General features: G+C 27.3%; 12 protein-coding genes. 2 read left to right on the plus strand and 10 right to left on the minus strand.

Annotation, left to right across the window (positions count from 1 at the left end):
- Window positions 1–40 precede the first annotated feature (40 nt).
- The 8 genes from EHU54_RS02900 to leuS form a co-directional block, all read right to left on the minus strand.
- The gene (locus EHU54_RS02900; protein WP_400248840.1) at window positions 41–280 is read right to left on the minus strand and encodes a binary toxin-like calcium binding domain-containing protein; all 240 of its coding nucleotides are present in this window, start codon (window positions 278–280) and stop codon (window positions 41–43) included.
- 37 nt (window positions 281–317) lie between these two features.
- Entirely contained in the window at window positions 318–1,103 is a 786-nt protein-coding gene (locus tag EHU54_RS02905; RefSeq protein WP_400248841.1) for an ADP-ribosyltransferase, read from the minus strand.
- Between the two features lie 120 nt (window positions 1,104–1,223).
- Entirely contained in the window at window positions 1,224–1,589 is a 366-nt protein-coding gene (locus EHU54_RS02910; RefSeq protein ID WP_400248842.1) for a PTS transporter subunit EIIB, read from the minus strand.
- A 2-nt stretch (window positions 1,590–1,591) separates the two neighbouring features.
- A complete protein-coding gene (locus tag EHU54_RS02915) occupies window positions 1,592–2,398 on the minus strand; it encodes an NAD(+)/NADH kinase (protein ID WP_400248843.1) in 807 nt (268 codons plus the stop codon).
- 268 nt (window positions 2,399–2,666) lie between these two features.
- The gene (locus EHU54_RS02920) at window positions 2,667–2,870 is read right to left on the minus strand and encodes a hypothetical protein (RefSeq protein ID WP_400248844.1); all 204 of its coding nucleotides are present in this window, start codon (window positions 2,868–2,870) and stop codon (window positions 2,667–2,669) included.
- Between the two features lie 149 nt (window positions 2,871–3,019).
- Window positions 3,020–3,211, minus strand: a complete 192-nt coding sequence (locus tag EHU54_RS02925; protein ID WP_400248845.1) for a hypothetical protein — start codon at window positions 3,209–3,211, stop codon at window positions 3,020–3,022.
- 21 nt (window positions 3,212–3,232) lie between these two features.
- The gene (locus EHU54_RS02930; protein WP_400248846.1) at window positions 3,233–3,562 is read right to left on the minus strand and encodes a hypothetical protein; all 330 of its coding nucleotides are present in this window, start codon (window positions 3,560–3,562) and stop codon (window positions 3,233–3,235) included.
- Window positions 3,563–3,602: 40 nt separating this feature from the next.
- Window positions 3,603–6,020, minus strand: a complete 2,418-nt coding sequence (gene leuS, locus EHU54_RS02935; RefSeq protein ID WP_400248848.1) for a leucine--tRNA ligase — start codon at window positions 6,018–6,020, stop codon at window positions 3,603–3,605.
- Between the two features lie 137 nt (window positions 6,021–6,157).
- On the opposite strand from leuS, the gene EHU54_RS02940 reads away from it, so the two are divergent.
- Window positions 6,158–6,700 carry a nitroreductase family protein gene (locus EHU54_RS02940; protein ID WP_400248849.1) on the plus strand — a complete coding sequence of 181 codons (543 nt, stop codon included), beginning with the start codon at window positions 6,158–6,160 and terminating at the stop codon, window positions 6,698–6,700.
- Window positions 6,701–6,914: 214 nt separating this feature from the next.
- Window positions 6,915–7,253: a hypothetical protein gene (locus EHU54_RS02945; RefSeq protein ID WP_400248850.1), complete on the plus strand. Its 339-nt coding sequence runs from the start codon at window positions 6,915–6,917 to the stop codon at window positions 7,251–7,253.
- A gap of 412 nt (window positions 7,254–7,665) precedes the next feature.
- Here EHU54_RS02945 and trxA read toward each other — a convergent pair whose 3' ends face one another.
- The gene (trxA, locus tag EHU54_RS02950) at window positions 7,666–7,977 is read right to left on the minus strand and encodes a thioredoxin (RefSeq protein ID WP_400248851.1); all 312 of its coding nucleotides are present in this window, start codon (window positions 7,975–7,977) and stop codon (window positions 7,666–7,668) included.
- A gap of 54 nt (window positions 7,978–8,031) precedes the next feature.
- Window positions 8,032–8,841: a Cof-type HAD-IIB family hydrolase gene (locus EHU54_RS02955; RefSeq protein ID WP_114565339.1), complete on the minus strand. Its 810-nt coding sequence runs from the start codon at window positions 8,839–8,841 to the stop codon at window positions 8,032–8,034.
- Between the last annotated feature and the right edge of the window lie 317 nt (window positions 8,842–9,158).

Here is a 9,158-nt window from a genome sequence, read left to right on the forward strand (position 1 = left end):
TTATTTTAATAGGTTATGCAAGAAATCTATTACTCCAATTTTAGGATACGCAGCAACAAGTGGTATGACTATTATACGGGTCTGATTTATATTTTATAAATTTACCTGGTTTGTGTTTTTTATCATCTCAAGGAACAATTAATCCCCCTTCAACTGTATAACCATTGATTTCTCAACAATCAGGAATGCCATCATCATCACTATCTAACGCATGCTCACAATCACTGTTAAGGCAAGAACTTTGTTGCTTAATATTATCAATATCTGTATTTTTTTCCATAATATTTACTTATCCTTTTCATTCTTTGCTTTATTATTTAAAATTTTTTATCTTCTTGTGCTAAAGAAATCTCAACTTTAATACTTTCTTTACCTGTGGTTTTATCTTTAACAATAAGGAAGTTATGATAACGAAAGGTATAACCACGATTTAACAATAATTCATTTTGACCATAATACTTACTAATTTCATCAACATAAATTGCTTTTGTTCCTTTTGGTAAACTAATTCTTAATAAAATTGGATAACGCTCCCCAGAATATGATTTATGAGGGTCTTTTGATAAAGACGTACTTAAAAAACTATGTTGCGTAAATTTTTTACCAGTATAGTCTTGCCGAATTTGCGTAAATAAACCACGATTAATTTTATTATTTGCATCACGTAAATTAAGATCATGGTCTGAAAATTGATAGCCACTAACCCGACGAAAAACAACTAATTTTTCATTTGTTTTTGCTTTTTGAAATGATTTATCTAATTTTAAAATTTTATCATTAACTTTCTTTAAATCATTTTTTGTAAATTTAAGTTCAGCTGGAATAGCTTCAATATCATGATATATTTTTCCATTTGTCTTTCGTAAATATTCATTAATTGGTTCATAATGACTTCCGGTATATTGTTCCAAATACTCCTTGAATTCCTTTTTCTCATTTTTTGTTAATTTATTTTCTCAATCATTATATAATTGTCTTCCGCCATCCCTTGTTTCTTCATGTCTGTCTTTATAGTGGCGTCGATTTTTATTAAATTTTTTATTGAAAGGTTGCTTTAATCGTCCTCACGCTGGCACATAAAAAATAAACTCTTCAAATATCATTGCAATTCTTCCTCCACTTTATAATTAAATTATCTCTTAAAAGTAACAAAAAAAAGCACGAAAATGCTTTTAACAAATTATTTTCAGATAAAAATAAACAATAATAAAAAATTGTAATAATTATGTTCCAATAATTTTATTCATTTCATCTTTTATTGCTAAACTGATATTGCCAAATGGCAAAATAACAGTTTGGGCAACAATATCAATATTTTTTAATTTAAATTTAGTTTTTAACAAAACCAAATCAACTTCGTCTAAATCTTTTACTGTTACTCGCAACCGAGTTAAGGTTGCTTTAACCATTGTAATATTTGTTTTTGTTCCTAAAATATTAATTAAATCATTAATAGAAAAAGAAAGCACTTGTTTTGGAACAAGAATTTTTTGAAAATTAAAAATCTTTTTCCGAAAAATCATCATTAAAATAAACAACAGCATTAAAATCATTGCCACAACAATGATAATAATATATTCAGTTTGCATTATTAATCATCTCCTCTGTTATCATTGCAATGAGCAAATAATAACTTCATCTTTGCAATTAGACTCAAATCATTTTTTTTATCATAGCATAAGTTCAGTGTTTTTTGACTAATTTTTAACTCTACATCGGAACTTAAAATTTCTGATTCATAAGTATCAATCACTAAACTTTTTCCTTTCAACTCACCATTTAACCTTATTATTTGATCTTGGTCTAAAATAATTGAAGCGTTAATTGTGGAAAAAGTTGAATTTGCCACCGGAGCAATTTCTTTTAATTGCCATAGAGTGGAAATATTAGATGCAATAATGGAACCATTAATTGCTCGCATATAACCTGTTGAACCAGTTTTAGTTGCAAAAACAAGTCCACTTCCCCGGAAATGCTCCAATAAATCATTATTAACATAAATGTCAGTACGAATTATTTTAACATGGTCAACAACTTTTGCTTCATTTAATCCATAGCGAATAAGATTACCATTATATTTAATTTCTAATAATGGCATTTGGCGAATATGAACTTTATTATTAATAATTGCTTTAATTGCTTTAGGATAAGTATTTTCATCATAGTTGGCATAAAATCCTAATGAACCAGATTTAATTACAATAAAAAAAACTTTATCAATAATATCTTGAAATTTATTAACCGCTCTTAATAAAGTTCCATCTCCACCAATGATAAAAACATACTGTGGGTTACTAAGATCTTCTTTTAATTGATTTTCTTGTAAAAGTTTACTAATTTTATTAACTAACTGTGTTGATTCTTGATAATCATTTGCAATAATTGCATATTTAACCATTGTTCTCGCCACCTTTTTTTCATTTAGTTATATTATACCTTTATTTTAAATTGAAAACTTAATTAAATAAAAAATAGTTAGCTTTGCTAACTATGATTCTTATTGCGAATTGTTAATAATTCAATATCAGTAAATTTTAATAAATTAGTTTGATTAAGATGATAATGAATTTTATTATCTGATCAAAAAATATATTTAAAAGTAAAAGTAATGTAAGTTAATCCTTCTTTAGTATGAAATTTATTACATACGCCGCGAGGAACAGATTCTAATTTTTTTGTTTTTTTATCATATAAAAACTTTGTGGTAGATAAAATAATAAAATATGGGTTAATGAAACAATTACAATTCCTAAGAAAAACATTGGTAATCAAGCAAATGGCCACATATATTTTGCACCAAAAAAGTTTGTATTTCAACCACCAACATTAAAACCACCATTGTTCCATGGTTCACCGCTACTTGGCCCCACAAATAATTGGTTTGTTTTAAAAAATCAGTCTCAAATTACTGCAATAATAGAAAATAATGTTAATCATAATAACTGTCATTTAAATAATAAACTACTATAAGGCTTTCCAACTAAACCATATTTATAAACATATAAATAAGCAAAAATAATTAATGTATGAAGAATAAAGTAATTATAGTAAAAAAATTATCTAAGCTTCAATAACCATTAACCGGCGTTATAATTGCTAAAATTGGTAAAACAATTGCTGAAGGAGCAACAACTTCAAAAAATTTTCGACTAGGAAAAATTAAAATAAAGCCCGATAATAACTGGTGTAAACTACATAAGTGTAATGGCATAACTTCACTTAAACCACGAATTTACGAAGGTCCCACCAGTCCTCAAATTCACTCTGTTTTTAAAACAATTGCTAAATAAGTTACTCAAATCGCATATGTTAAGAAATAAGTTATAATTTGATAAATCCCGATTGAAATCCGAAACCATTGTCAATTAACAGTTTTTGCATAATACTTTCTGCAAACAAATAATGAACCAATAATTAAAACAAAAATACTAATGTCAACTAATTGAAAGACATAATTATGACCTTTAAAAAATCACTGGTCAGTTCAATCAGCCCCTGGCAGATATGAACCTGCTGGGTCAAAAAAACCTCATGGTCCATTGCTAGAACGAACAAATTGCATTACTTTTCTCCTTTGATTAAATAATTAATATCTTTTCTATTTATTTTATAACAAAATTAACAATTTTATTTTTAATAATAATTTCTTTAATAATCTCATGCTTATCTAAAAAGGTTTGAACATTGCTATTAGCTTTAGCCAAAGCTGATAATTCTTCTTCTGATGTATCAAGTGGTACTTCTAATTTAGCACGTAATTTACCATTAACTTGAACTGCAATTATAACCTCATTTTTTTGTAAATATTTTTCATCATATGTTGGCCATGTTGACAATGCAACTGATGATGGTTGATTTAATTTTGTTCAAATTTCTTCTGCTAAATGTGGAGCAAACAAACTTAACATTTTAGTAAACCCTTCAAAATACGGTTGATAAATTGGACCTTTTATTTTATAACAAGCATTAATAAAGACCATTAGTTGTGAAATTGCTGTATTAAAACTTAATTTTTCTAACATTTCTGTGCTGTTTTTAACTATTCTATGATAAACAAAATCTAACTCATGATTATTATCTTGCGAAAAATTATTATTTTTAATAAGACGATAAACGCGATCTAATCATTTTCGTGCTGAATCTAAGCCATTTGGATTTCAAGGCAATGATGCTTCAATTGGTCCCATAAACATTTCATATAAACGTAATGTATCAGCCCCATGTGATTTAATAATATCATCAGGATTAATCACATTTCCTTTTGATTTACTCATTTTTGAACCATCTGTCCCTAAAATCATTCCTTGATTAACTAATTTATAAAATGGTTCAGAAGTTGGAACTAATTTTTGGTCATATAAAAATTTATGTCAAAAACGTGAATATAATAAATGCAAAACAGCATGTTCTTGGCCACCAACATATAAATCAACTGGCAATCATTTTTTTAACAAAGCTTGTGCTTCAGCACTACGTAAGTCTAACAGTTGCTTATCTTCCATTAAAATATAAGCTAAATAATATCAACAACTACCCGCTCATTGCGGCATCGTATTAGTTTCTCGGCGTCCTTTTTTTCCAGTACTGTCAATAACAGTTAATCATTCTGTGGTATTAGCTAATGGTGATTCTCCCGTTTGTGATGGTTTAATATTTGTCATTTTTGGTAATTCTAACGGTAATTCTGTTTCATCAACTAAACTAATTGAACCGTCTTCTCAATGAATAATTGGAAAAGGTTCTCCTCAATATCGTTGACGAGAAAATAACCAATCACGAAGTTTATAAGTAGTTTTAACTTTCGCTTTTCCAGCTGCTGTTAAAACATCAATTGCTTTTTTTGTTACTTCTTCTGTCATTAAACCATTCAAAAAATCAGAATTAATATGTTTACCATCTTTATTATGTAATTTATTATGATGTTCTCCTTCAATAACATAACTAATTGGTAAATGATATTTTAAAGCAAATAAATAATCCCGTTCATCATGACCTGGCACAGCCATCACAGCACCAGTTGCATAAAATGGTAACACATAATCAGCAATTCAAATTGGAATAAGCTTTTCATTAATTGGATTAATAGCATAACTACCAATAAACATTCCATTTTTTTCTTTACTAATATCTTGCCGATCTAAGTCAGTTTTTGCTTTTGTTGCTGTTAAAAATTTTGTAACAGCAGTTTCATATTCAGGTGTTGTTAATTTTAAGACTAATGGATGCTCAGGTGCTAAAACAAGATACTCAACACCAAAAATTGTATCAGCACGGGTTGTAAAAACATTAATAATTTCTGGATTATTTTGGACCGCAAACTTAATTTCAGCACCAACTGATTTTCCAATTCAATTTCGTTGTAACTCTTTAACTGATTCTGGCCAATCAACTTCATCTAATCCTGCTAATAATTTTTCTGCATAGGCAGTAATTTTTAAAACCCATTGTCGCATTGGTTTTTTAAAAACTGGAAAATGTCCACGTTCAGAAACCATTTTTCCATTAATATTTAAGACTTCTTCATTAGCTAAGACTGTGCCTAATTCAGGACATCAATTAACATCAACATCACGCATCTCAGCTAATCCATTTTGATATAATAATTCAAAAATTAATTGTGTTGTTTTAAAAAACTCTGGTGAAGAAGTATTAACTTCTTTTTCATAGTCATAACTAAAGCCAAGTCCTTTTAATTGGTTACGAAAATTAGCAATGTTTTGCAAAGTAAATTCTGCTGGATCATTCCCTGTTTGTAAAGCATATTGTTCAGCTGGTAAACCAAATGCATCTCAACCAATTGGATGCAAAACATCATAACCTTGCAATTTTCGCATACGACTAATTACATCAGTTGCAACATATCCTTTTGGATGTCCAACATGTAAACCTGCTCCTGATGGGTATGGAAACATATCTAAAATATAAGCTTTTTGCTCTGAATTATTTGTTGTTTTAAAAGTTTGATGTTCTTCTCAATATTGTTGTCATTTTTGTTCAATTGCTTTATGCGAAAATTCCATCTTTATTACCCTTTCTAAATTTTTATCTTTTTAATTATAACATTGTTCCAAAATTTGTTAGTAATTTAAGTACTTTTAATTACATTTTTATTAGCGTATAATAAATTTATAAATAAATTACATAATGGGAGAAAATTATGAGCGTACAAGAAGCAGCAAAGTTTCGAAAAGCAATTAAAATCTATGATAAAACAAAAGCAGTTAGTGAAAGTGATTTAAAAACAATTTTAACAACTGGAGCCTTAGCACCTAGTTCTAATGGCTTAGAACCAGTAAAAGTTATTATTATCAAAGATCAAAAATTAAAAGAACAAGCAGCATTAAACTGTTTTATGCCTGGCAATCAGCAAAAAGTAAAGAATACCCCAATTTTAGCATTACTATTAGGAGCAAATGGTAATTATTTAAAATCTGAAGAATTTTTAACCAATCGCTTAGAACGAATTTTTAGTGGTGAAACATTAAAAACAAATGTGCGGGGAATGAGTAATTACTTAAAAAGTTATCCAAGTCCAAATATGTTTTCGGATGAACAAACACATCTTGTCGCTAGTTTTATGGCATTACAAGCTGCTGAATTAAAAATTGGATCAAGTATTATGGGCGGAATTACGCCACTGCAAGCAACCTCATTTTTTACAAAGCATAATATTGTGGACCCAACAAAATGACATTTATAGTTAGGAATGCTATTTGGATATTATGATGACAATGTTAAAGGAACAAGTTTCCCTCGCTTACGAATTGCTGAGGATGAATTTGTTAGCATTTTTTAACTTACTTAATAAAAATTTTCCTAAAAAATTTAATTAACTAATGAAAACATCTCTTAAAAATTTTTGAATTATTAGTTTAATTACTAATATTATTTTTTTATTAATCCAAGTTAGCATCATGACGCCACTAATATTATGCCAAAAACAATTACAGTTAAGTAATAGTGACTTATCGCAAATTTTCTTTGGTATTCTAATTATTATTATTTTAGTAATGTTTATTACTAACTGAATTCTAGTTAAAAATCCACTCCGAAAACTAAATACAACAAAAGAATTAGTACCCTGACAAGCAGACCTTGGTTTTCGTATTATTACAAAATATTCACATTTGAAAACGGAATATAATGGTTATGTCTGATATTTAAAGAAAAAAGGTTTTATTCTGCTTGCTACGCTTGGAATTAACTTTGGTTTTGCTTTAATTTCTGCTGTTGTGTTTTCTATTTTAGGATAAAATAAAAACTACTTTTTTATTTCTAAATTTATTATTACTATTTTATAAACTGTTTTTAAATAAAAAAACACTTAATTATATTTAAAAAATTTAACATAATTAAGTGTTTTTTATTATAAAATATTTTTTAATTTTATAAAAATCCTTAGATAAATTAGGGTTATAATTGATGATTTAATAAATTTTTGATTTAAAAAGTTCATTACTATATCTTCATTAAATTAAACATTATCCATTAAAAATTAAATATCCTACTTTGAAACTTTTGTTTCTTCTTTTTGTTTTTTTGCAGCTTCTTTACGAGCCAAGATTTTCGCCGCTTTTTTCTCTGCCATTAAACGACGACGTTTCTTCATTGACATTGCCATTTTTTATTCACCTTCTTCTTTTTAAATTATTAGTAAAAACTTTGTTAACTTAATAAATCTTGTTCAATTTCGTTAGCAGTTACAAATCCTGTTTTACGTTTTAATTCATTTCCATTTTGAAAGGTAATTAATGTTGGGATTGATAAAATTCCATAATGCTGAGCAAGATCTTGTAAAACATCAACATTAACTTTAATAAAATTAACATCACTACGCGTTTTTGCTAATTCATTAATAATTGGAGCAATCATTTTACATGGTCCACATCAATCAGCATAAAAATCAACTAAAGTTAACTTTGTATCACCAATCGTTTTTTCGAATTCATCAATATTTTTTACTTCATTTACAGCCATTTTAATTCTCTCCTTTAATGAATTCTCTTGCTTTTTTATCATATCATAAAAGTACTATTTTTTTAAGAAAAACTGTTGCAAATATTTTGCTGGCCCATTTTCACGATTTGATAATGTTACTTCATTTGCCATTGTTTTTAACTCATCAATCGCATTGCTAACCGCAATCCCAACTCCAGCTTGACGAATTAATTCAAGATCATTATAAGAATCACCAAATGAATAAGTTTGACTAATATCAATTCCAATATGATGGGATAAAAATTGCAAGGCACTACCTTTTGAAATCCCCTTGCAAGCAATTTCAAAAACACGATTATTATATTGAGTAATATCTAATTGCGGTAATAATTGTCGTAACTTTGTCATTAATTCACTAGCACCCTTATCATCTAAGGACTGATGGGCAATAACACTAGCATGTGTAATATCTTCTGTAATATCAGCGACCTTGGTGATAATTTTATATTTTGTTCGCATTATTTTTGATCAATAATAAGAATTCTCACCATATTCGTAAACATAAGTACTATTATTACTAAAAAAATGAACTTTATATTTGCGATAAGTAAAATCAAAAATGGTTTTAATTTCTGCTGTTGTAAAAATCATCATTCATAAAAAACTATTAGTCTTAAAAGAATAAGCACTTGCTCCGTTATTTGCCAAAACATAACCATCATACTTATGAACTTTTAGTTTTCGTGCTTGACGAATTGCATCATTAGCTAGGCGCCCTGTTGTAACAACAAAAGGGATTCCTTTTTTTTGAATTGAATTAACTGTTTTTTTTGTTAACCGACTAAACCGATGATTATCTTTTAATAAAGTTCCATCCAAATCAGAAAAAACTGCTTTTTTCATCTACTTATGTTCCTTTCTCTTTCCTTAAAATTTGTATGATTATATTATTTAGAAATATTGATCAAACATTAATTTTATAGTTTTAATAATTATAGTAGAAAATACTTAAATTTAAAAATTTTTTATAAATTATAAATGAAAGTGCAACAAATTTATTAATGAAGTTATAGCATACTTTATATAAAAATATATAATTAAAGTATGAAAAAAGTATAAATTTAAAGATTATATAAAATAGACTTCTTGCATAACCTATTAAAATAATTGTAAATATTTTTAAAAAGATACTAATAGCAAATTATAATTTTAATTAATTA

It is taken from the genome of Spiroplasma sp. ald, assembly GCF_044714355.1.
Classification (GTDB): domain Bacteria; phylum Bacillota_I; class Bacilli_A; order Mycoplasmatales; family Mycoplasmataceae; genus Spiroplasma; species Spiroplasma phoeniceum.